This window comes from Acetivibrio clariflavus DSM 19732 (assembly GCF_000237085.1).
GTDB classification, from domain to species: domain Bacteria; phylum Bacillota; class Clostridia; order Acetivibrionales; family Acetivibrionaceae; genus Acetivibrio; species Acetivibrio clariflavus.
The window spans coordinates 558,771-583,318 of the sequence record NC_016627.1 but is presented as its reverse complement, the minus strand read 5'-3'; the positions used below and the strand labels follow the sequence as shown (position 1 = coordinate 583,318).

Annotated in this window: 21 protein-coding genes and 5 tRNA genes; 8 read left to right on the top strand and 18 right to left on the bottom strand. The window is 34.9% G+C overall.

Features of this window, described 5'->3' with window-relative positions:
• Nucleotides 1-14: 14 nt before the first annotated feature.
• The 16 genes from CLOCL_RS02475 to CLOCL_RS02400 form a co-directional block, all read right to left on the bottom strand.
• Nucleotides 15-1,076 (bottom strand): IS30 family transposase, encoded by a 1,062-nt coding sequence (locus tag CLOCL_RS02475; protein WP_014253858.1) that lies wholly within the window; start codon nucleotides 1,074-1,076, stop codon nucleotides 15-17.
• Between the two features lie 364 nt (nucleotides 1,077-1,440).
• Nucleotides 1,441-1,515: transfer RNA gene (locus CLOCL_RS02470), tRNA-Cys, on the bottom strand.
• A 71-nt stretch (nucleotides 1,516-1,586) separates the two neighbouring features.
• Nucleotides 1,587-1,661: transfer RNA gene (locus tag CLOCL_RS02465), tRNA-Gly, on the bottom strand.
• Between the two features lie 9 nt (nucleotides 1,662-1,670).
• A tRNA-Phe gene (locus CLOCL_RS02460) sits at nucleotides 1,671-1,746 on the bottom strand.
• Nucleotides 1,747-1,750: 4 nt separating this feature from the next.
• Nucleotides 1,751-1,827, bottom strand: a tRNA-Asp gene (locus tag CLOCL_RS02455).
• 6 nt (nucleotides 1,828-1,833) lie between these two features.
• Nucleotides 1,834-1,909 (bottom strand) — tRNA-Val (locus tag CLOCL_RS02450).
• Nucleotides 1,910-2,078: 169 nt separating this feature from the next.
• A complete protein-coding gene (gene hslO / locus CLOCL_RS02445; protein WP_014253857.1) occupies nucleotides 2,079-2,957 on the bottom strand; it encodes an Hsp33 family molecular chaperone HslO in 879 nt (292 codons plus the stop codon).
• 321 nt (nucleotides 2,958-3,278) lie between these two features.
• Nucleotides 3,279-3,479, bottom strand: a complete 201-nt coding sequence (locus CLOCL_RS02440) for a cold-shock protein (RefSeq protein WP_014253856.1) — start codon at nucleotides 3,477-3,479, stop codon at nucleotides 3,279-3,281.
• A 162-nt stretch (nucleotides 3,480-3,641) separates the two neighbouring features.
• Nucleotides 3,642-4,397: a class I SAM-dependent DNA methyltransferase gene (locus CLOCL_RS02435; RefSeq protein WP_014253855.1), complete on the bottom strand. Its 756-nt coding sequence runs from the start codon at nucleotides 4,395-4,397 to the stop codon at nucleotides 3,642-3,644.
• 241 nt (nucleotides 4,398-4,638) lie between these two features.
• Nucleotides 4,639-4,806: an alpha/beta-type small acid-soluble spore protein gene (locus CLOCL_RS02430; RefSeq protein ID WP_014253854.1), complete on the bottom strand. Its 168-nt coding sequence runs from the start codon at nucleotides 4,804-4,806 to the stop codon at nucleotides 4,639-4,641.
• A gap of 145 nt (nucleotides 4,807-4,951) precedes the next feature.
• Entirely contained in the window at nucleotides 4,952-6,235 is a 1,284-nt protein-coding gene (locus tag CLOCL_RS02425) for a S41 family peptidase (protein ID WP_014253853.1), read from the bottom strand.
• Between the two features lie 310 nt (nucleotides 6,236-6,545).
• Entirely contained in the window at nucleotides 6,546-7,673 is a 1,128-nt protein-coding gene (locus CLOCL_RS02420) for a murein hydrolase activator EnvC family protein (protein ID WP_014253852.1), read from the bottom strand.
• Nucleotides 7,674-7,787: 114 nt separating this feature from the next.
• Complete coding sequence (gene ftsX / locus CLOCL_RS02415; RefSeq protein WP_014253851.1) at nucleotides 7,788-8,672, bottom strand: permease-like cell division protein FtsX; 885 nt, start codon at nucleotides 8,670-8,672, stop codon at nucleotides 7,788-7,790.
• Nucleotides 8,641-9,348: a cell division ATP-binding protein FtsE gene (gene ftsE, locus CLOCL_RS02410; protein WP_014253850.1), complete on the bottom strand. Its 708-nt coding sequence runs from the start codon at nucleotides 9,346-9,348 to the stop codon at nucleotides 8,641-8,643. The genes ftsX and ftsE overlap by 32 nt, the downstream gene beginning before the upstream one ends.
• Nucleotides 9,349-9,458: 110 nt before the next feature.
• Nucleotides 9,459-10,541, bottom strand: coding sequence for a PucR family transcriptional regulator (locus CLOCL_RS02405; RefSeq protein WP_014253849.1), 1,083 nt, complete (start codon nucleotides 10,539-10,541; stop codon nucleotides 9,459-9,461).
• Between the two features lie 227 nt (nucleotides 10,542-10,768).
• Nucleotides 10,769-11,881: an ABC transporter ATP-binding protein gene (locus CLOCL_RS02400; protein WP_014253848.1), complete on the bottom strand. Its 1,113-nt coding sequence runs from the start codon at nucleotides 11,879-11,881 to the stop codon at nucleotides 10,769-10,771.
• 618 nt (nucleotides 11,882-12,499) lie between these two features.
• Between CLOCL_RS02400 and argC the strand changes: the two genes are divergently transcribed.
• The 8 genes from argC to CLOCL_RS02360 all read left to right on the top strand — a co-directional run bounded on the left by argC (nucleotide 12,500) and on the right by CLOCL_RS02360 (nucleotide 22,021).
• Complete coding sequence (gene argC, locus CLOCL_RS02395; protein ID WP_014253847.1) at nucleotides 12,500-13,540, top strand: N-acetyl-gamma-glutamyl-phosphate reductase; 1,041 nt, start codon at nucleotides 12,500-12,502, stop codon at nucleotides 13,538-13,540.
• A gap of 174 nt (nucleotides 13,541-13,714) precedes the next feature.
• Entirely contained in the window at nucleotides 13,715-14,629 is a 915-nt protein-coding gene (gene argB, locus CLOCL_RS02390; protein WP_014253846.1) for an acetylglutamate kinase, read from the top strand.
• Nucleotides 14,630-14,979: 350 nt separating this feature from the next.
• Complete coding sequence (locus tag CLOCL_RS02385; protein WP_014253845.1) at nucleotides 14,980-15,645, top strand: PilZ domain-containing protein; 666 nt, start codon at nucleotides 14,980-14,982, stop codon at nucleotides 15,643-15,645.
• 229 nt (nucleotides 15,646-15,874) lie between these two features.
• A complete protein-coding gene (locus CLOCL_RS02380; protein ID WP_014253844.1) occupies nucleotides 15,875-17,071 on the top strand; it encodes an acetylornithine transaminase in 1,197 nt (398 codons plus the stop codon).
• A 33-nt stretch (nucleotides 17,072-17,104) separates the two neighbouring features.
• A complete protein-coding gene (gene argF / locus CLOCL_RS02375; protein WP_014253843.1) occupies nucleotides 17,105-18,025 on the top strand; it encodes an ornithine carbamoyltransferase in 921 nt (306 codons plus the stop codon).
• A gap of 18 nt (nucleotides 18,026-18,043) precedes the next feature.
• Entirely contained in the window at nucleotides 18,044-18,520 is a 477-nt protein-coding gene (locus CLOCL_RS02370) for a GNAT family N-acetyltransferase (RefSeq protein WP_014253842.1), read from the top strand.
• An 848-nt stretch (nucleotides 18,521-19,368) separates the two neighbouring features.
• Nucleotides 19,369-20,919, top strand: a complete 1,551-nt coding sequence (locus tag CLOCL_RS02365; protein ID WP_014253841.1) for a zinc ribbon domain-containing protein — start codon at nucleotides 19,369-19,371, stop codon at nucleotides 20,917-20,919.
• 88 nt (nucleotides 20,920-21,007) lie between these two features.
• On the top strand, nucleotides 21,008-22,021 hold the full coding sequence (locus CLOCL_RS02360; RefSeq protein ID WP_014253840.1) for a hypothetical protein: 1,014 nt from the start codon (nucleotides 21,008-21,010) through the stop codon (nucleotides 22,019-22,021).
• Between the two features lie 464 nt (nucleotides 22,022-22,485).
• Here the strand turns inward: CLOCL_RS02360 and CLOCL_RS02355 are convergent, their stop codons facing one another.
• Together CLOCL_RS02355 and CLOCL_RS02350 are read right to left on the bottom strand one after the other, a co-directional pair.
• Entirely contained in the window at nucleotides 22,486-23,703 is a 1,218-nt protein-coding gene (locus CLOCL_RS02355) for an IS256 family transposase (RefSeq protein WP_014253839.1), read from the bottom strand.
• Nucleotides 23,704-23,831: 128 nt separating this feature from the next.
• On the bottom strand, nucleotides 23,832-24,545 hold the full coding sequence (locus tag CLOCL_RS02350) for a M48 family metallopeptidase (protein ID WP_014253838.1): 714 nt from the start codon (nucleotides 24,543-24,545) through the stop codon (nucleotides 23,832-23,834).
• Nucleotides 24,546-24,548: the final 3 nt, after the last annotated feature.

Here is a 24,548-nt window from a genome sequence, read left to right as displayed (position 1 = left end):
TACAGAACCCTGTTTTAAGCGACCACAATCTTTGCCATTTCATTCGCAGTTCGATAACCAAATATTCTCCTTGGGTAATTGTTCATCCAGTGCTCAATCCTTTTTATCTCTTTCTCCGTTAGTTTCCCTATATCCGTCCCTTTAGGAATAAATCGTCGAATCAGCTTATTAGCGTTTTCATTCGACCCTCGTTCCCATGAACTGTATGGATGTGCATAATATATCTTTAACCTCATCTTACCAGGAACAAGCACTGATGCCTCAAGCCCTTTGCTGTCCAGAAACTCTGTTCCATTATCTACTGTGACCGTTTTAAACAGTTTGGTAAACTTCTTCCCATACTTCCTTTCCAGTTTGTCTATCTCTTTCTTTACCGATGCCTGGCTTTTATCCGGCATCTTACGTATTATCTCCTGCCTCGTACTCCGTTCCGTCAGTACCAACAATGCTGCTCCCTTTTCTCCGCCTTTGCCAACTATACAATCCATCTCCCAATGCCCATATTCTCCTCTTTCTTCTATATGTGCCGGCCTTTCTTCTATGCTTGTCCCCCTCAAATTCTTTAATGCTATCCTTACTCTTCGGTATTTCCTCTTCTTCTTGTTCCGCTTTACCGGAAGGTCTTTGTTGCTTATATTAGCAAATATCCCTTTGTCTATGTAGTTGTATAGCGTCTTTGTGCAGATCATGGCTCTGAACCTTAACCCTTTGGCTTTTATCTCTCCTATCACCGCGTCCGGCGAATATTTGTCCTCTTTTATCCTCTTCTCTATGTAATTGGCTAGTTCATGGTCATGCCCGATCTTTAAACCCGCTCCTTTATTTGATGACGCCTCTTCATATCTTCGTTGTCCTACGTCTGCACAGTACTTCACTGAATAGGTCAGATCGCTGTTTAGCAACCTCACGCTGCCACGAGCTATTTCCCGTTCTATAGTCCGTCTGTCCCTTCCCATTACTTTGGCTATTTCCTTTGGTTTCTTACCTTCTTTCAATAATATTTCAATTTGATACCGTTCCCTCACATCCAGGTGTTTAAAACTTCTTCGTTTAGTGGTATTATTAAGGTGACTCATTTCGGACCCTCCAATATGTTTTGGTTTTGTCACTTAAAACATTATCAGAGGTTCTGATTTGAGTCACTTCTTTTTTATCATGTTTGGGCAATTAATTTTACAACTTACCCAGCTGGAAAAGAGGTAAATACATCTCACTTTACTTTTATATATTATGCAAGTCAAATTAAAAGGTTACTGTGTTAGGCCTATAAAAGAGTACTTTTTGAATTTATATGCCATTATAAACCATTGGATTGGAAGATTATTCAAACACTACACTTATATATATCTGTAATGAGACTGAAGGAAAAATATAAAAGTTCAACTGGTCATGCATCAAAAAAAGCCCTCATTTTAAGGGCTTTTTTAATAATTTATCATCTGGAGGCGCCACCCAGATTTGAACTGGGGAATAAAGGTTTTGCAGACCTCTGCCTTACCGCTTGGCTATGGCGCCTTATATTAAACTGGATCAGACGCCAAAAGTCAGATGTAGTCTGACTTTTAGCTGTCCATCCAGTGAGTTTTTGGAGCGGGTTACGAGATTTGAACTCGCGACTTTCACCTTGGCAAGGTGACACTCTACCGCTGAGTTAAACCCGCATAAATTATTGGTGCCCAGAGCCGGAATCGAACCAGCGACACGAGGATTTTCAGTCCTCTGCTCTACCAACTGAGCTATCTGGGCTAGTTGGCGACCCGGAAGGGGCTCGAACCCTCGACCTCCAGCGTGACAGGCTGGCATTCTAACCAACTGAACTACCGGGCCATAATGTGGTGGGCACTATAGGGCTCGAACCTATGACCCCCTGCTTGTAAGGCAGATGCTCTCCCAGCTGAGCTAAGCGCCCGCACCACTACGTCGCGTTTCAGCGACAATAGATAGTATACAAAACAAATTGCATTAAGTCAATATATAAAGTGCCGATATTTTTAATTTATTAGTGACTTATTTTAAAATGCTTCAAATTTCTCTTTAATACGCAGTTCTCCATATATTTTTGCTTCATAATACATACTCTAAAAATTTTCCAAAAGACTCACCAGGTCATTTTCGGAAAATTGATATTTTGAATTGCAGAAATGACAACAGGTTTCAGCACCGTGCTGTTCTTTAATCATGCTTTCTATTTCTTCTTTTCCAAGACTCACCAGACCTCTTTCCATTCTTTCTCTCGAGCAATTGCATTTATATTGGCAGCTAGTCTTTTCTCCAATTTTCAGATTCATCTCACCAAGAACAAGTTCCAAAATGTCTTCCGGTGTCTTTCCCTCTGAAAGGAGCTTGGTCAATGAAGGCAGTGTACTTATCTTTTGCTCAATGTTGCTTATTGTACTTTCCTCTGCATCCGGCATTAGCTGGATTATAAATCCTCCAGCACTTTGTATCAAATCTTCGGAGTTGGTCAGCACTCCTAATGCCACTGCAGACGGTATCTGTTCGGAAGAGGCAAAATAGTAAGTTATATCCTCAGCTATTTCACCGGAAATTAATTTTACATATCCGATATATGGTTCTTTCAACCCAAGGTCCTTAATGACATTGAGATATCCGTTTTTACCTATTGCTCCTGCAACATCATACCTGCCGTTTTCATTTAAGGGCAAATGTACCAATGGATTATGGACATAACCCCTTACATTGGCATTTACATCGGATACCACAACGATTCCTCCAAGAGGCCCATCTCCTTTTATCTGTAGTGTCAATGTATCCTTTGTACCCTTTAGAAAAGTAGACATTAACGCTGCAGCAGTCATTGTCCTTCCCAATGCCACAGATGCCAGAGGCGACAATTCATGTATATTTCTTGCTTCCCTAACCATGTTGGTAGTAACTGCCGCAACTGCTCTCACAGTACCTTGTGCCGCAGTTGCTCTGACTATATAATCTTCCATATAATTATCCCTTCCTTTATATTAAAATCCCGTTATTATCTTTTCTAAAGCTATCCTGTATCATTCAGGCAGTGCAATTTAACTTAAGCAATCCTATTATACAATAAAATCGCAAAAAAGCCGAAACAATTATGAAATTTTTGATTCGAAAAATATTATATTTCAGCTTGAAAAACATGTAAACTTTAGCACTTGAAACATCAATTCAGCAATAATTTTTAAAATTTCATAACATTAACATATATATAAAAATTGTAAACCCCGGTATTAAAATACCGGGGTGAGTTCGGCCAACCTTATATAATATTATTAGGTACTGGATTAGGCTTTTGTCACATTTGCAGCTTGAGGTCCTTTAGCACCCTCAACTACTTCAAATTCAACCTCCGCACCTTCTTCTAATGTCTTGTAGCCTTCCATGTTTATTGCTGAGAAATGAACAAAAACATCATTTCCTCCATCTCTTTCGATGAAACCAAATCCCTTCTCAGCATTAAACCATTTTACTCTTCCTCTTTCCATCCTGCACTCCTCCTGAACTAGATACTTTGATCTAGTAATCATATTTCCATATCATTACTAAATCTTTAACAGTTTATCACAATTTACTATAGCTTGTCAATCCAGTATTTTTTATATTTTTAAAATTTTAAAATTATTGGCAATTTTCATTTCAGCTTATTACTACTTATTTGCTTCACACACATAAAAATTTCTCTGACTTTTTTTAGGAGGAGGACACAATTTTAATTCGTCATAAACATTTAACAGCTTCAATTTACTGGATTCTATCAAACCTTTAATCTCATTGTTATCGTAACATCGTTCATAGTGCACTTCATCATACTTTTTATATCCTTCGTTATCCCTGACGAAAAAAGTAAGTTCAAACTCACATATTTTTGTCCTTCTGTTATAATAATTCTGCCATATGTAAGTGATTTCATCGGAAATATCATAAAAAACATTATTGCCGAAGACTTCTTCGAATTTATAAGGTGTGTTGACATCAAAAATAAATAATCCCCCTGGATTTAAATAATTTTTCACAAGCTTCAACATTCTCTTTATATCTTTTTTATAAAGAACATAGTTAATGCTGTCCATAAGGCATACTATAGCATCAACAGTGCCATACAGCTCAAAATCTGTCATATCCTGATTCAAATATAAAATATTCAGTCCATGTTCCTCACTTTTTTGCTTGGCACAATTCAGCATGTCCACCGATATATCCACACCTATCATGTCGTAACCGCGTTTCGCCATTTCAATACAAAAATTGCCTGTGCCACAGCCTAAATCCAGGAGTAATGATGGTTTGCAATTATATACTTTAAATATATTTTCTATGTAATCCGCCCATTTTGAATAATCAATATCATACATCAGCCTGTCGTAAATATAAGCAAAACTGTGGTAAATGAAACCCACCTCCAACAATACCTCCGATTTTAATTCATAGTATAGCACAGAAAAATATAAAAAAACAGTATAATTAATCTTTAGAAAGGGTAAAAAGACACAAACAAAAAAAGTGCATTTTCAGCACCAATAAAGATCAGAAACCGCGTAATGCCAAAAAGCACTATTTTTCAATAGTTAAAATTTAATTGTGTTTTAATTGCTTAAAAAAAGCCAAGCTTCAAGAAATTTAAAGCCAATATACTATGTAATGCCTTTATTGACCTTTTTCCATTTCAAGCATTTTCTTTTTCTTAGTTATCAATCCGCCTATTCTCCCTGTCTCTTTTGCAGAAAGGCTCTTCCATCCGTACTTTTTGATTTTTTCTATCAAGCCAAGTTCAGTTGCCACCTCATATTTTAATTTTTCATCAATATCTTTCATTCATTAACACCTCCTAAAAGTATTATGCACATAATTTATGCAAATATACGAAAAAAATGGAATGCACATTAAAGTTACATTCCATTTGCATAATAAAATCTATTAAACATACCGCACAATTTACATATTAAAACTTTAGCCTTTTTTATCGTATGGCATCCTTTATCACTTCAATAGCTTTTTGAAGCTGATTGTCCTCTTCCTTAGGTATTTGTGAAACGGCGACATTTCTATATTTTTCGGGAAGTTCAACTTTAATATGAGGTTCAATTCCCACATCCTGTATGCAAACACCTGAAGGAGTAAAATACCTGGCTATTGTAACTTTCAAGCCTGATCCGTCATCTAAATTTACCACCGCTTGAACAAGACCCTTTCCGAAAGTTTTGGTTCCAATCAAAGTAGCCTTATTGTGGTCTTTAAGAGCTCCGGATAAAACTTCCGATGCGCTGGCACTGTTTTCATTGACTAAAACCGCTATAGGTATATCTAACTCATTTGAATCGGATTTCTTTTCCTGCCTGTTCCCTTTCTTATCCTCAGTATACACAATCAATCCTTCAGGCAGCAGCCTGTCAGCTATTTCAGTAACCTGGTCATAATCTCCACCCGGATTGTCCCTCAAGTCAATTATCAGACCCTTTATGTTCTTTTTGAGCATATTATCAAGATGCTCCTGAAAATCTTTGCTTATCTCGCTGTCAAACATGGAAATTCTAATATAGCCAATATTATTCTCCAATATTTCGCTGTTAATATTGACAATCTTAATTTTCTTTCTTGTAACAACGAAATCCAGATACTTTCCTTCCGACGGTCTATATACTGTAATTTTGACTTTTGTGTTTTCCTTTCCCTTAATCATGCTTATAATCATATCTTCATCTCTTATTGTTGTAACATCTTTGTCATCAACCTTAACAATCTTATCGTCTTTAGCTATTCCCACTTCAAGGGCAGGAGAATCTTCAAAAGGTTCTACAACAGTAAGTATACCGTCTTCTCCCATTGTGACAACAACACCAATACCTACATAGCTTCCTTGAGATTTTTCCATAAATTGCTTCATCTGATCTTTTGTAAAATATACTGTATAGGGATCTTCTAAAGCTTCGGTCATGCCGGAAATTGCGCCTTCAAGCATCTTATTCTCATTCACATCTTTATAATAATATTCTTTAAGCAAATTTCTTACTCTTGCAAACTTTTTGACATTTTCATAATCAACCTTACTGCTGTCAAACTGTATTGCATAATTTGGATTAAAATCAAATATATCAGCCTGCTGCTGTGATGTAACCTCAGGAACAACTACATAATTGGGCGTTAAATAATGCCACATCATAACTCCCATAGCAGTTATAAGATTTGTCATTACAACAATGGCAACAATGGGTAATACTTTTTTGATAAATACATCTTTACTCAAGGCAAAAACACTCCCTTTAGCACCCTCACGGTTCGAATTTAAATTTGATAAAATAAACTTTGGGGCACAATGCCCCTTAATTTACACTTTCTTTTTTACCCAAAAATAAATAAAAATCTCAAAATATTCAAATCTCCGCTTTAACCCCTTTAATAAATAGAGATACAATTAACTTAGTTTAAGGCTATTTATCATTATATCATATGCGACTGGATTAAATAATATAATAAGTTCATTTTTTATATAAAATCTATAAAACTTGAAATAAGGCCCGGATAATTCCGGACCTGTAAGGCCTATGTACATAACTTTATTTATTACTTACATAATTTAACGGATTGGTTGTAGCTCCATTTTTTCTAACTTCAAAGTGCAAATGCGGTCCTGTGGACATACCTGTACTTCCTACCTTTGCAATTGTTTCACCTGCTTTAACATTCTGTCCTACGCTAACTAAAATTTTGCTGCAATGGGCATACAATGTTGTTATACCTCCACCGTGGTCAATGACAACTGTGTAACCATAACCGTTTTGCCATCCTGCCATAATTACTGTTCCCTTGTTTGCCGCAACTATTGAAGCGCCTTGTTTTGCAGATATATCAATTCCTGTATGCATTTTATATTTTTTCAGTATCGGGTGAAGCCTGTTTCCATAATAAGAAGATATTGTTTTGGAACTTGGACACGGCCAAGTCATACTTCCACCGGCATAAGCCCCACTTTTCTGCAAATTCTTAATCTGGTTAACCAAAGCGTTGGATTGACTTATCAGTTTATCTTCTTCTTCCTCAATTTTCTTAAGTCTAGCATTTATCTCTTTTATTTGATTGTCTAAATTAGCTCTGCTGGCAGTTAAATTGTTTATTGTTTTTAATGTTTCATCCGCCTTAAGCTGAACCTGTTCTTTTTGTCCTTCCGCCAACTGTTTCTTAAAGGCAATATCTCTTTTTGCCTGCTTTATACTTTCAATAATTTCCTTGTCCTTCTTGCCAATTGTAGACATAAGCTCAAGTCTTTCAAAAAAATCTATTACACTTTTTGACTGAACCAATGTATCTATATATGTAAAATCCGAATTTTCGTACATTACTCTTAATCTTGTCTTTAAGAGTTCTAACTTTTCGTTGTATTCTTTCTCACTAGCTTCGATAGATTTGTCAAGTTCTTCGATACTCTTTTTCAATTTGTCTATTTGACTTACCAATCCGTCATATTCTTGTTGTTCCTTTCTTTGAGCAGCTTCAAGTTGTTCTTTCTGTTGCTTTATGGACTGCAGTTTCTTTTCCTCATTCTTTTTTTCTTTATTTAAATCGTTAATCTTTTTATCGACAGCCTTTTTTTGGTTTTGAACTTCCGTAAGTTTATCTGCGAAAGCAGGCATCATAAGTGACATACCGATCGCAATTGATAGAAAAAAACACAATGCCTTTTTCAAGTCCAATACCTCCTTGCCTAATTTTTTTCATTTGTTAAAATATCTTTTTTTATTCAATCAGCATTTTATATTGATTAAGAAAAAAACATATCAAAACTATTATACCATATAATCCTATACATGTAGATACTTTCTAATGGAAACTGCACTTCCCAACGAACCTATTCCAATACCCACCAATGCAAAGGTATAGATAACAACAAACTGAAGTTCCCTCAAGCTGACCAAAGAAATAATATTTATTCCCTCACTAATCTTGCTTGAAAATAATGCATATATGATGCTGACTGCTAAAAATCCTATAGCTGCCCCCATCAATCCTATAACAACACCTTCCACAATAAAAGGCCATCTGATAAACCAGTCGGTTGCACCTATATATTTCATTATATTTATCTCTTTTCTTCTGGCAAACACAGTAAGTTTAATGGTATTAGATATAATAAACATAGCTACCGCCAGCAAAATAATTGTCAGCACTATGTTTCCAACCTGAACCCAGGTTGCTATCTTTATAAGAATATCGATTCGTTCCTGAGAGTATCTCACACTGCTAACACCTTCTATCAATTTAAAGGACTCCACTACATCCTTAGCTTCTTTCAGGTTGTTTAGCTCAATAATAAACGATACAGGCATAAAGTCATCTCCCAGGCCCTCGAGCACATCCTGGTCTTCTCCCAACATTTCCTTCATCTTTTCAAAAGCTTCTTTTTTTGAAACATAGGTATATTTTTTTACTCTTGCATCGCTTTTAATGGTCTGTTCAATAGTCCTGATCTGCTGATCATCCAATTCAGGATCGCAATAAACCTGCATTTGAGGTTGTTGTTCTAATTTTTGTATATTGTATTTAAGATTTATCGAAATAATCAAAAACAAGCCCAAAACAATCATTGATGCTGTAACAACACTAATAGATGCCAAAGACATAAGCTTGTTTCTATATGCATTTATCAAACCCTCTTTAAAAATATATTTGGTTGTTCTTAGTTTCATCTCCGTACTGTCCTTTCTCTTGATCCCTAACAATAGTACCCTTATCGATTGCAATTACTCTTTTTTTCATGGCATCGACTATGCTTTTTTCATGAGTAGCTACAATCACAGTCGTACCTCTGCAGTTAATTTCCGATAACAGTTTCATTATTTCCCAGGAAGTCTCAGGATCCAAATTTCCGGTAGGCTCGTCAGCAATGAGCAACGAAGGGTTGTTAACCAGAGCTCTTGCCAGTGCCACTCTCTGCTGTTCTCCCCCTGAAAGCTGCCCGGGATACATATTTGCTTTTTTGCTAAGCCCTACCAAAGCCAAAGACATTGGCACCTGCCTTCTCATCTCTCTTGGAAGCGCTTCTGTAACCTGCATTGCAAAGGCAACATTTTCGTAAACTGTTTTATTGGGAAGAAGCCTGAAATCTTGAAACACTACTCCCAAGCTTCTCCTTAAATAAGGTATTTCCTTACGTTTCAATGCAGAAACATTATAGCCGTTTACGAAGACTTCTCCCGAAGTCGGGTCTTCTTCCTTTAAAATAAGCTTTAGCATAGTAGACTTCCCTGATCCGCTTTGCCCTACAATAAAAACAAATTCACCTTTATTTATATTTATATTAACATCACTAAGCGCCAACGTTCCATTAGGATATATTTTTGTAACAGATCTAAATTCTACCACTTTTACCTCCTGAAGCAACTCAATTATTTAATTATATTCTACGTTTCATTCTAAAAACCTTCTAAATTCAACACATCCAATGCAGCCAAACTTTTACAATCCATATTGAGCTACATAAATCTCTTATCGCTGTCAAGGTACTTCTTTACAAGCATGGCAACCTTAAAAATTATTGCATCATCAAACATTCTCAAATCAAGTCCGGTAACCTTTTGAATCTTATCCAATCTATAAACCAGAGTATTTCTGTGAATATACAATTGTCTTGACGTTTCGCTTACATTCAAATTGTTTTCAAAAAACTTTTGAATAGTAAACATAGTTTCCTGGTCTAAAGATTCAAAAGACCCCTCCTTAAAAACTTCGTTAAGGAAAAGGGTACATGATGTTGTAGGCAATTGATAAATCAACCTTCCTATCCCCAGCTTGTTATAATCATTTACCTGTTTATCGTCATCAAATATACCTCCGATTAACAGCGCCATCTCAGCTTCCTTATAGGACCTGCCTATATCTTTAATGTTGTCTACTACTGTGCCCACGCCTACTTTAGCCTTCACAAGTTCTGAAGACAGGGTATCTATAATTATTTTTGCGATCTTGCTTATTTCCTTTTGTTCAAAATCCTGCTTGAGTTCTTTGATCAATACGGTATTTTCATCATCCAAAACAATGACAAAATCTTTATTTTTACTTGGAAACAATCCTTCAATTATTTCGTGAGTATATATGTCTTTTGATTTTTCTGTATTTATAAGAAAAACAACCCGCTTGACATTATTAGCCAAATGGAGCTCTTTAGCCCTCAGCGTAATATCACCGGGTAGTATATTATCCATAATTATACCTTTTAGAAAATTCAATTTATCGTATTTTTCTTCATAATAATTTTTCAAATTAATTGCGTTTATAGAAATCAAAGACAGGTATTTATAATTTTCCTTATCCTGTGATTTTATAAAGGCAATAAACTCAAGCTTACTTTTTATATAAACTTTAAGAAAGGATTGTCCATCAATAACGACAAAAGGCTCTTTAGCTTTCATCACTTCAGCCGCTAAAGGATTATTCTGGCCATTGGCCTTTTCATTTGAACATGCCCAAATAAGCCCGGTATCATCCATAATACCGAACTCATCATCAATTATACCCTTTACCTGATTAATTAAACTTTGATATAGCTTAACAGACAATTTTGTCCCCCCTGTCATCCCTATAACAAAAAACAGCACTTTTAGAATCAATTATACTCTGTAAAAAACAAATTCGAAGGCATAAACCCTCCGAGCATGCCATTTTCTGTATGTAACAAGGGACTCAAATAGTTTTGCACAACACCATAATATATATTATACACAAAAAATAAAAAAGGGAAAGATTAAATTACCTTTCCCTTTTTGTAACCGATTGGAACAAACTATTAATTCATTATAGTTTTCTCTGTTTCTTTATCAAACAGATGAATCTTATTAGCATCAAATGCAACCTTGATTCTGTCTCCCGGTTTAGCTTTTGTTCTCGGGTTAACCCTTGCAACAAAGTCAACTTCATCAACCACAAGATATAACAAAGTTTCTGAACCGAGCATTTCAACAACTTCAACTTCTGCTTCTACTATACTGTCAGATAATGTTTCAAGGTACATAGCTTCATCATGTACGTTTTCAGGTCTGATACCCATAACAACTTCTTTACCAATATATTCAGTACCTTCTAATTTCTTAGCTTTACCTTCAGGAAGTTTGATATCTTCCTTACCGAATAAAAGATGTATTTCTTCTCCGCGCTTTTCAACTTTTGCGTTTATGAAGTTCATCTGAGGACTTCCTATAAATCCTGCAACGAACATATTGTTTGGTCTTTCGTACAGGCTCTGCGGAGTATCAACCTGTTGGATATAACCGTCTTTCATAACAACAATTCTTGTACCCATTGTCATAGCTTCTGTCTGGTCGTGGGTAACGTATATAATTGTTGTTTGAAGTTTTTGATGCAGCTTACTGATCTCAGTTCTCATCTGAACTCTCAGTTTAGCATCAAGGTTTGACAAAGGCTCATCCATTAAGAATACTTTAGGTTCACGAACAATAGCACGACCTAACGCAACCCTCTGTCTCTGACCTCCGGACAATGCCTTTGGTTTTCTTTCAAGCAAATGCTCTATGTCAAGAATTTTTGCAGCTTCAAGAACTCTTCTCTTTATTTCATCTTTTGGCAATTTTCTGAGTTTCAAACCAAAAGCCATGTTATCAAAAACAGTCATATGAGGATACAATGCGTAGTTCTGGAAAACCATCGCAATATCTCTGTCCTTCGGAGCAACATCATTTACAAGTTTGTCTCCTATATACAATTCACCTTCAGAGATTTCTTCCAATCCTGCAATCATTCTAAGAGTTGTAGTCTTACCACATCCTGAGGGACCTACCAATATGATAAACTCTTTATCTTCAATATCTAAGTTAAAGTCATTAACAGCAGTAACTCCGCCAGGATACCTCTTGTATATGTTCTTTAGTTTTACACTTGCCATTTTTTCCCCTCCCAATTATTCCGAACTGTACTACATAATTAAATATAACATTTAAACTTGCAACCAGCTAGTATACTTTTCAACAAAAATTTTTTCAATGTATTAGTAACTTTGCATAAACCATATCTGCAACTTTATTTGCATAAATTCCGAACTAAAGTCATATATTCGGGATTAAAGTCACATATTCCATAAAATATATTCCTATTTTATTTGCCCTACATGTTTAAAAAAATCCAATTTCATAAATATAACAATGCCTTTTATAAACTTCAGACAAAGTTTTAAATATGTCTTAACAAATTTTGAAACATGTATTTACAAAGTATTTATAAATATTGTTGAATTTTTATACACGGTTTTGTATAATTATAAATTGTATTGTAAAGCATAGCTGGTATATATAATAAAAAAGTTTGAGAGAAGCAGAAGATATATCAGCGAGATACGGATACGCGCAAAGTTGTAACAAGAACAGATTTGTGCATGAATTTTAATAAAATATTATACTTACAATTATATTTATATACTGGTTAAATATATGCGTTAATCGGACAGATATATCCATAGGTTGTTTTTTAAAGCCTATTTTTTATTATTTATAAGGAGGAGAATTTTATGATAAATGTAGGAATAATCGGTGCAACGGGATATGTTGGAATAGAAATAGTCAGGCTGCTCCAAAACCATCCCGAAATAAACATAAGCACAGTAGTATCTCAAAATTTCGTCGGCAAAAAAATCTCCGACGTTTATCCTAATTTGAGAAATGTATTTGATATGGAGTGTGAAGAGCTTGATATAGACAAAATTTCAGACAAAGCCGATATTTTCGTAACGGCTCTTCCCCACGGCGTGTCAAAAGAAGTTATTCCCAAGCTGGTCAAAAAGAATAAACGGATAGTAGACCATAGCGGTGATTTCCGCTATAAACGCGTTGAAGTATATGAACAATGGTATAACACAAAGCACGGTATGCCGGAGCTTCTGGAAATATCCGTTTACGGACTTCCCGAGCTTCATCGTGAAGCTATAAAAAGTGCACAAATAGTGGGTAATCCCGGTTGCTATCCCACATGTTCAATTTTGGGCATAGCTCCGCTAATCTCCAACAAGCTGATAGATAAAAACAATATTATCATTGATGCCGCTTCAGGTGTATCCGGTGCAGGCAGAAGTTCAGATCTTTCCTATTCGTTCTGTGAATGCACCGAAAACTATAAAGCATACAAAGTAGCTACTCACAGACATACTTCCGAAATCGAACAGGAGCTTTCACTGCTTGCCGGGGAAGACATTTTTGTGTCCTTTACTCCCCATTTGGCACCAATGAAAAGAGGTATGCTAAGTACCATTTATGCAAACCTGACATGCGAAAAATCCGCTTCAGAATTAATCGAACTATACAGAGAGTATTACAAAAACGATTGTTTTGTAAGAATATTGGATGAGGGTATTTTACCCGAGACAAAACATGTAGCAGGTTCAAACTATATAGATATCGGCATTGTTGTAGACAAACGCTTAAACCGTGTTATTGTATTATCGGCAATTGACAACCTCGGTAAAGGTGCAGCCGGGCAAGCTGTTCAGGTCCTGAACATTATGTGCGGATTGCCTGAACACACCGGTCTTTTAACTCCAGGATTATATCTTTAATTGAAAGCAAAATCTGCAATAAAGATAATAACCGGTTCAAGAGATGTCATTCTAAAAATGTTTAATATTTCTTTATGTTGTTAAAATGACTTTAATTGTAATGTTAACTATAAATTAAAATGAAAAAATAATTGAAATTTTAAAATAGAATTATTTATTACTGGAGGAATTAAAATGGAATCTAATATGGAGTCTATAATAAAAAAGGCAGAAATTTTGGTCGAAGCTTTACCTTATATACAAAAACTTTGGGGCAAGACCGTTGTAATAAAATACGGCGGAAATGCCATGATCAATGATGAGCTAAAAAGCTCTGTAATGGAAGACATCACTCTTCTCAAATACATAGGCATGAACCCTGTGGTGGTTCACGGCGGTGGGCCTGAAATAAACAAGGCATTGGATAAATTCGATATAAAGAGTCAGTTTATCAACGGATTAAGGGTAACCGACAGCTCTACTATGGAAATCGCCCAGATGGTTCTTGTAGGAAAGACAAACAAAGAAATTGTATCCCTTCTCAATAAAATGGGCGGCAAAGCCATAGGTTTATGCGGTATTGACGGCAACCTTATTGAATGTGAGCAATATAAAGCCAATGTAGATGGAAAAGACATTGATTTAGGTTATGTCGGCAAGATAACAAAAATAAACTCCAAACTTATTGAGTTAATTGCAAAAGATGAATACATCCCTGTTGTTGCACCAATAGGAGTTGGCAAAGACGGTCAAAGCTACAATATAAATGCAGACACTGTTGCCGGTGAAATTGCAGCTGCACTGAAAGCTGAAAAATTAATCCTTCTCACCGACATAGAAGGGGTTAAGATGAATAAAGACAGCAACGAAATAATACCTGCACTGACAGTAGACGAAGCCCTTAACCTCATTGACCAAAAAGTAATAGACGGAGGAATGATTCCTAAAGTATTAGGCTGTATTGATGCCCTTAATAAAGGAGTCGGAAGAACTCATATTATTGACGGACGTATTCCTCACTGTCTCCTGCTTGAAATATTCACTAACAAAGGAATCGGAACTATGATTATGAAAGAAAAGGTTCCATATTACAGTAATGAGAAATTATAAATTTTAAGTCCTTTTTTGAAGGATTTTTGATAATTACTTAGAATATATTATCTAGTTAGACTTATTCCATGAATGAATTCTTCAAAAAAGTTTGAAAAAGCAAACTTTTTTGAAGAATAATATATACTTTAAATTTCAAACAAAGCTGTAAATATAATAATCCAGGCTGCTATATATCTTTTCAGCAAACTTCTTTCAACTCTTACGCAACAAACTTAACTTTAAGCAGGAAATTACCAATAAGCAAATTCCTTACTTTGATATAATTAATTTTTATTTTAGATTAATAACAGATAAAGTTCATCTTTAATCTGTTCATAGGCACCAGATAAATATAAGGGGTGAGTATATTGGGAAAAAACTTGCTATGTACAGTATTGAAGGAAGGTACTGTTGTCAATACGAAACTTTCTCCAGGCAATATCTGGCATCAAAACATTGTATATAAGGTCGAAGATAACTCTGTATCAGTTGGTTTAATTACAGGATATCTCGAAAGTATAATAATGCCCGGCCAGACAATGACCATAAAGCTTTCCAATAAAGATGTGGAATTTCTTTTCACCGGTACCATCACCAAAATCCAGCCGCAATTCCCAAGCTATGTCACCATTAATATCAAGACCGTTAAAGATATGAAAAATTCAAGGATCTTCCCAAGATATGATGTTTATATAGCTGCCAATATTGAGTCCGAGAATTTAAATGCCAAACACTTTGCAATTATTCATGATATAAGTTTAATGGGTATGGCTTTCTATTCCAAAGATGAATTTTCGATAAACGACGATCAACTTAACTTGACAATATATCTCCCCAATAAAAAAATAATTACTGCTAAAGGATCTATTATAAGAAAAATTAGTAATAATTCATATATTGACTATGGTGTAAAATATACCGATATGAAGGAAGAAATCAATAACTCTCTCTATTCTTTCTTTACCGAACTTGAAGATGAAAAATCCAAATTAAAAGAGGTTTTCTTCAAATCTATCAAAAAACACCTTGCCTGATATAAGCCCATTAAATTCTATTCTTATACAGGTAGGTATTTTTTCATTTTTCTGTTCTGATAATTTTATCCTTACAATTTTTTATTATAAGGCATTTCAAAGGTAACTGTCAGGTATTTTTGAAATAGCCTTTATAATTTTAATGTCTCAAAAATTTACCAAAGTAAGTATTGCATTTTTATACATTTTTCTGTATAATTATAAACAAACTTAAATGGAGGTCTTTATCATGAAGCTAAATGAAATTATAGAGATGGATAAGAAATACTATATGAATACTTTTGGCGATAGAACCCCAGTTTGCTTTGATTATGGTAAAGGTATAAACCTTTGGGATATAGAAGGAAAAAAATACTACGATTTCCTTGGAGGAATAGCGGTAAGTGCTGTAGGTCATTCCCATCCTAAGCTGGTTAACGCAATAAAAACTCAAGCAGAAAAATTAATACACTGCTCAAATCTATACTACATAGAGCCGCAGGTAAAACTGGCAAAACTATTGGTTGAGAACTCCTGTGCCGATAAAGTTTTCTTTGCAAACAGCGGTGCTGAAGCAAACGAAGGTGCTATAAAGCTTGCACGCATTTATTTTAAGAAAAAAGGAATGCCGGAGAAATATGAAATAATTACACTGGAAAAATCTTTTCACGGAAGAACCCTTGCTACAATAGCAGCTACCGGACAGGATAAGTATCAAAAACCTTATTCTCCGTTGACACCGAAATTTTTGAAAGTACCCATAAACGACCTTGAAGCCCTTGAAAAAGCCATAAACGGCACAACATGCGCAGTAATGATTGAACCCATACAAGGCGAAAGCGGTGTTAACCTCACTACAATAGAGTATTTGCAAGGTGTTCGGAAACTTTGCGATGAAAAAGGAATACTTCTGATCTTTGATGAAGTTCAATGCGGTCTTGGAAGAACCGGTAAACTCTTTGCTTATGAACATTTTGGTGTGGAGCCCGATATATTCACTCTTGCCAAGGCATTAGGAGGCGGCTTCCCAATAGGTGCACTTTTGGCTAAGGATCATGTAGCAAGTGCTTTTGAACCGGGAGACCATGGTTCCACTTTTGGAGGCAATCCTCTTGCATGTGCGGCAGCTCTTGCAGCCATGGAAATAATTCTGTCGGAAAATCTCGTAGAGAACAGTGAAAAGATGGGTAATTACCTGGTTGAAAAACTCCTCGAGCTAAAAAACAAACACAGCTTAATTGAAGAAATAAGAGGCAAAGGCCTTATGGTCGGTATACAGTTGAATAGCGAAAATGCCGTAGAGATAAAAAATAAGTGTTTTGAAAAAGGATATCTTGTGGGTAGTGTAGGTAAAAATATTATCAGGCTTCTGCCGCCATTAATTATTTCCAAAGAAGATATAGATGGCTTCATCAGTACATTGGATGGCATATTGTCAGATATATAATACTATTAAAAAAAATGCATGGAGGATATATATATGGAACATTTAATAAGTTTGAACGACCTGACACTGGAGGAAATCGAACAAATTCTAAATCTATCCGAAAAGCTTAAAAGACAGCAGAAAGAAGGCGTTATCCATCACCATCTAAAGGGTAAAACCTTAGGAATGATTTTTACCAAATCTTCCACCAGAACAAGGGTTTCTTTTGAAGTAGGAATGTACCAGTTAGGCGGATATGCATTGTTTTTAAGTTCAAACGATATACAGCTTGGCCGCGGTGAGACCATATATGATACAGCTCAGGTATTATCAAGATATTTAGACGGAATTATGATAAGAACCTTTGACCACAGTGACGTAGAAGACTTGGCAAGATACGGAAACAAACCGGTAATAAACGGTCTTACTGACTTAATGCATCCGTGCCAGGTTTTGGCCGACCTCTTTACCGTTTATGAGCACAAGGGAACACTAAAAGGTCTAAAGCTGGCCTATCTCGGTGATGGAAACAATGTTGCCCATTCACTGCTTCATGGCTGTTCTAAAGTAGGCATGGACATAGCCGTTGCTTCTCCAAAGGATTATATGTGTAATGAAAAAATTGTGGAAGAAGCCAAAGAAGCTGCCAAAATCTCAGGTTCTAAGGTTATCATAACCGAAGACCCTGTTGAAGCCATTAAAGATGCAGATGTGGTATATACCGACACTTGGGTAAGCATGGGTCAGGAATCGGAAAAACAAGTAAGGCTCAAAATTTTCGAACCTTACAGAGTTGATGAAAATCTCTTCTCTAAAGCAAAGGAAGATGCTATTTTCCTCCATTGTTTACCGGCGTACAGAGGATACGAGGTTACCGAGGAAGTTATCGACGGTCCGCAGTCGGTAATATTTGACGAAGCAGAAAACAGGCTTCATGTACAAAAAGCAATAATGACTATACTGATGGGTAAGTAAAGGAATAGTGATCTTTAAATGGATTATTCATTTATAATAAGGAAAGCAACCGTGGAAGATGCACAAGCCATACAGACTATTACACGGGAGGCATTCAAAAAATATGTAGAAGATACCGGCCTTAAAGACTCAATGGAGGCCTTGGAAGAAACACTGGAAGATATAAAATATGATATTGAAAATAAGGAAGTATTTGTTGCTTTTATCGACAACGTGCCGGTAGGCTCCATAAGAGTTCAGATACTTCCCGATAATACCGCATATATAAGCAGGTTTGGAGTAAGACTCGCCTATCACAACATCGGTATCGGCAAGGCTCTTATAAACTTAGTGGATAAACTACTGTTGTCAAAGGGCATTAAAAAGGTTACTTTACACACTGCCGCAAAATACAAGGATTTGATAAGATTCTATTACGGAAGAGGCTTCTATATAGATTCAACCACTAAGGACAGGGGTTATATCCGTGCCTTACTGGTGAAGGAGTATGCTTAATTGTAATTATCAAATAAATTTGCTCCTTTGAAACAGGATTAAAGGAACGAAGTTTTACTAAAGTTAGAATTCCAGAGGATGTTTAAATTTTGTGTGTAAGATAATGAAAGTCTCCTTCTTGGCAGGAATTACAGAATAATTATCCAAGGAGGAGATTTTTTGTGTCAGCATTATCGAAAGATTGGAAGTAATATTATTTACGGTACGTCATATAAAATCTGGGATGAAATGCTCAGAAATAAGGATGAAATGTAACTTCTCTTTGATTACAAAGGCCAAAATATTTATTAGATAACGGGAGTAAAGTAACTTATTCGTGCTTCTTTAAATATAACCAATCACTTCATCATGTAGAACAACTAAAACAATATATTTTGATTTATATATTCTACTTTTTTACTTTTTCTACAGGGTAAAATCCCAGTTTCTGATTTAACAAGCATATATTGTTATAATCTGCTTTTTTTATTGAAAATTTTAAAAAATTTGATATACTATATTTGTTATTATTGCTACAGAGTTATGTATGGCTTAATATAAATACTACTACTCTCTCGTACACTACTAGCTATCATAAAAAATTTTTTCCTAACAGTAAAATATCATAATAAAAATATTTTTTCTCAATGTTCCATTATTAATTTTAAATAAAAAATATTAATTTTAATTAAAAAGTATTAATTTTGAAGAATATACAAAATAGATTTATCCTTGTATAATTATTGATATTTCACGAAATATCAATAAATCCAATCTAATAAAATTAAGAGTGTTTCATAAATATATAAAAACAAGATAGATTTTTGTTAATTTGATCATCATATAAAATTCATACGAGGGGGAAAAAAATGTTTTGTTCAGAATGTGACAAAAAAATTCCAAACGACAGTCTGTTTTGTCCCGAGTGTGGTGCGAAACAAACACATTCAAAAATCACGGAATCTGCGCAGATGTTTTCCACCAATAATGCAACAAAGCAATGTTCCGACTGCAAATGTCAGATTCCATCAGACAGCAGATTTTGTCCGGAGTGCGGTGCGAAACAAGCATATTATCAACCACATACCAATCGTTTAAAACAAAAGTATTCTCCACAATCAACAGTAAAAATACTGACACCTGAAGAGCAGGCAAAAGTTAAAAAACGCAACAAGATGATAGGTATTTTTGTTGCCGTAGCGTTAGCATCTTGCTTTGTTATAGGAGTTTTATCATCTTTAATCAAACCTACTATTAACCTAAATAAATATCTGACTGTTTCCTTTGAAGGATATGACACAATCGGAAAAGCAAAGGCATCTTTCGATACTGAAAAATTTAAAGCTGATTATGAGAAGAAACTAAATATATCTAAGAAAAAAATTATCAAATCAATGTCAATTCCTACTTTCGGTTTAGATAATCTTATTTCTTCTACAGACATATTTTTATCCTCTTGTGTAGACGGCTCTCTTGATGCAACCGATGGTCTAAGCAATGGTGATACAGTAACCTATACATGGAAATGTAATGATGAACTCGCTTTGAGTGTATATGGATACAAACTTAAATATGAAAATACTAAATTTACTGTTAAAGGTTTAAAAGAAGTAGAAACTTTCGATCCTTTTGAAGGAATAGATGTTGTTTTTAACGGAATTTCACCTAACGGCTCTGCAAGTATTTCAGGAAGCCCAACTGCAAAAGCTGCCCAAGAATTAAAATTTAAACTGGATAAAAGCAATGGATTATCAAATGGTGATACTGTTACTTTGACAGCTTCAATACTTTTTGGAGATATAATTGAATACTGTATAAAAAACTATCAAATGATTCCGTCACCTCTAAAAAAGACATACACTGTTGAAGGGCTTGACAGATATATCAGCTCATCCAGTGATATCTCTGAAGAAAGCCTTAGGTCTATGCAGAATCAGGCAGAACAAGTATTTAAAAAGCATGTGGAAGAAGACTGGGTAGAAAGCTCAAAACTATTAAATTTTACTTATCTCGGGAACTACCTGTTAACTGCTAAGGATAGCAATAACAGTTGGATAGCTAATAACTCAATTTACTTAATATATAAAGCTCAGGTAAAAAATGAGTATTCCAATAACGGTATGGCCTACGATAAAACTAACGACTTCTATTGGTTTATTTGCTTTAACAATTTGCTTGTTGATCCAAGCGGTGCAACAAAAGTAGAATTAACCAAGTATAATACTCCAAGTAATAGGTTTGTTATCGATTCGGGAATAAGTGAGGGATGGTGGAGCACCAGAAGATGGTATTATTATGGTTACCAGAGTCTGGATGACTTATATAATGCAGTAGTAGAATACTACTCTAATTTTTATAATCACGAAGATAACGTTGATAAGAGTTTGGCAGTAACCGAAATTGATACCCCTAATGAGTAAACTGTTTGAAAAAAACGTAATTTCCTAAATAGTTTTATAAATGTTGAAGTATTGTAAAGTAATCAAAATTAATTGAGGAGGTATACAAATGAAATTTTGTAGATTTTGCGGGAAAGAATTGGTAAACGGTCAATGTGACTGCCATGACTATCAGGCATCAATTGGGAATGCAGCAGCCAGCAATCAGTATGAGGATGCATATAAACCAGCCAAGGAGCCTTTTTTGATCCAATCCTTCAATCTCAACTTTAAATCATTCAGTGGGTTTATTTCTTCATTGAGGGATCAGTCGGGGGTGAGCGAACCGGCCAGCAGTGCTGAAGATCCGTATGAGCGCAATGTTCCTATTGTTCCTGATTGTATACAACCAGAAGAAGATGAAATTGTGGTTAAACAGTATAACATTGCAAAACTTCGCACACGATTGAAGTTTATGAAAGCTGAAGGACGTTTAATGGTTACAAATAAAAGAGTTATTTTTCGCGCTGCCGGTACATCATTAACCGGTAACATTCTTCAGCAGCATCAGTTTAAACTTGATGAAATTGGCGGAATTGAAATACATAAGGATTATAAATTCAGTATATTGAATTTCATTGGTTTTTCATTACTTAATTCTCTAACTATAGTTTTGACACATAGACTTTTTTTCAGTATAGGAAACATAGGTACAATAATAATAGGTATAATTCTCGGTATTCTTGGTTTGTTACCTACTTTTATTGTGTATAAACACTTCTGGTTAAAACTGTTCTGCTCAATAGTAGCGAGCGGTTGTTTTTCGATGGCTCATGTTGTTTCAAACAAAAATTCTTTTATAGGTCTATTGTTAATACTAACAAATATTATCTTAATTATTAATTTGATCATTGTTTGCTATCTGCCCAATTTAGTCATAAAGATTAAAACAAAGTGTGCTTTAGGTGCATTGGTCATCGGTAGCCAGAAAGCAATATTCACACGCAGAATTGGCGATGATTATTGCGGCTTTGCAGAAGTTATGCCTTGGGAAGATACAATTATTGCTATGAATGAGCTCGGCACATTGATTGAAGATCTGCAAAAGCAGGGAGACTCTGCAATAGAAAAGTGGTCTATGTAAAGGAGTAATTTATTCTGTTATACAAAAGAGGCTTTAACATAGGTTCAACCACTAAAAAATAATCCTTTGTAATCGGATTTTTTTCAGATTACAAGGGATTTTATTTTTTCTTTCAATTTCTGTACTTTTGATAAAAATGAGGGTTTACATAGATAAGCAACTATATACATTAAATTAGGTTCAAATAAAGGGAATGTAAGTAATTTTGTGTATCATAATTTATGTAATCCTTCTTTAGCAAGTAAATTTTAGTTGACAAGGTTTACAGAATATTGTTTTTTATTGCCTTTTCATTATATATTATTGCCGGATTTGTTAAGTTTTATACATAAACTTGATTAAATCTGGCAATAATCATTTATAATGGTCAGTATTAGCCTTTTAAACCTATATTTTTAATTTTGTGAGGTCTAGCCCATCCGGCGATGAGGATGAGCCCTTGAGGGCGGTGGGGGTGAATGCTCTTAAATATACTCTTCCAGCCTACCTGGATATTGGATTACCAATTGGCTAAGTACTCTATCCCAGTTTTTGTAACGTTGTGTCCATTTTTTTACTACATTCATTGATGCTAAATATAAAATCTTTTCTAGTGAACTGTCTGTTGGAAATATTGTTTTTGTTTTTGTGACCTTACGAAACTGACGATGTAGTCCTTCAATTATATTTGTAGTATAAATTATTTTTCGTATTTCTTCTGGAAATTTGAAAAATGGACTTATAACATCCCAGTTATTTTCCCAACTACGTATTGCAAAAGGATATTCCTTTCCCCACTTTTCTTTAAGTTCATAAAGTTTTTCTAATGCTATTTCTTCATTAATAGCATGATATACTTCTTTGAAATCATTACTAAATGCTTTTAGGTCTTTGTATGGCACATACTTAAAAGAATTTCTCAGCTGATGTATTATGCAACGCTGCACTTCAGATTTTGGATATGCAGCATTTATGGCTTCCTTAAGTCCGGTAAGTCCATCAACACAAAAAATTAAAACATCCTGTACTCCTCTATTTTTAAGGTCATTCAGTACACCAAGCCAAAACTTTGAGGATTCATTGTCACCAATCCAGATCCCTAAAATATCCTTATATCCATCAATAGTAACACCTAGAACAACATAAGCTGCCCTGTTTATTATTCTTCCGTCGTCCTTAACTTTATAGTGTATTGCATCCATAAAAACAAAAGAGTATATAGGTTCAAGAGGTCTTTGTTGCCATTCCTTAATCTCTGGAGCAATTCTATCAGTAATCTTACTAACCATCTCTGCTGATAGGCTAAAACCATAAAGTTCTTCAATTTGTTGACTGATATCCCTTGTAGACATTCCTCTTGCATATAAAGCTATAACTTTTTCTTCAATTCCAGAAACATTACGTTGATATTTAGGAATAATTTTAGGTTGAAATTCGCCTTTACGATCTCTTGATACTTGTATATCAATTTCTCCAAACTCACTTTTTATTTTTTTAGGCGTATAACCGTTACGACTATTATCAGTTTTTTTATTTTCTACATCATCTTTAGCATATCCTAATTTTGCTTCAAGTTCTGCTTCTAAAAGTTCTTGTATTATATCTTTAAAAATGTCTTTAAGATATTCATTAATATCAGATACACTTTGGAAATTATTTTCCCGAACTAATTGTTTGATTTGTTCTTTTGTTAACGTTGACATAAAGTTCTCCTCCTTAGCTTTTATTATTATTAATCCTTGCCAAGAAGGAGAACATTCAATCATCTATACACAAATTTTTTTACATCCTCTCAATAAAACTAAAATATTTCTTTAGTATTATAAACAAATCACAAATCCATCCTTACACCGTATTTTTTCAGCCATTCTTTGTGTCTCTTGTAATCCGGCATTATTGAAGCCAGCATATCCCAAAATTCCTGAGAGTGGTTTTTATAGTACATATGGCACATCTCATGTACTACAATATAGTCCAAAACATGGGAAGGAGCCATTACGCACCTCCAATTAAACAACAGTTCATCTTTGGAAGTACAGCTTGCCCAGCGTTTTTGCTGTTCCTTTACTTTTACATCAGCAGGCCTCTTCTTAAAAAAATGCTGATAGTACTGTACCCTCTCCAACACCTTTTCTTGCGTCTTCTCTCTGTACCACTGTTCCATAGCCTGCTTAATCACATCTTCATTTTTACTTGGTGCTGTAACATGGAACTTCCCTCGATATAATTGTACTTCCGGCTTTTTTATATTTTTATCCGTTTGAATCTGCAAAGAGTAATTCCTTCCAAAGTACATAAAAGACTCACCATTTACATACTCCCGGGAGATTTTTCTATATTCCATATCCCTAAAAGAATATAACTTTTGGACAATCCAAGCTGCTTTGCTTCTTACTTTATTTTCTATAACCCGTTCCGATGTTCCCAAAGGTGCCACCACAAATACCTTATCCGGTGGCTCGACACTGACCTGCATTGTCTTTCTGTCCCTATATTCCACATCAAATTTTATTGTCTTTGTCCCATATCGTATTGATAGCTGCATACA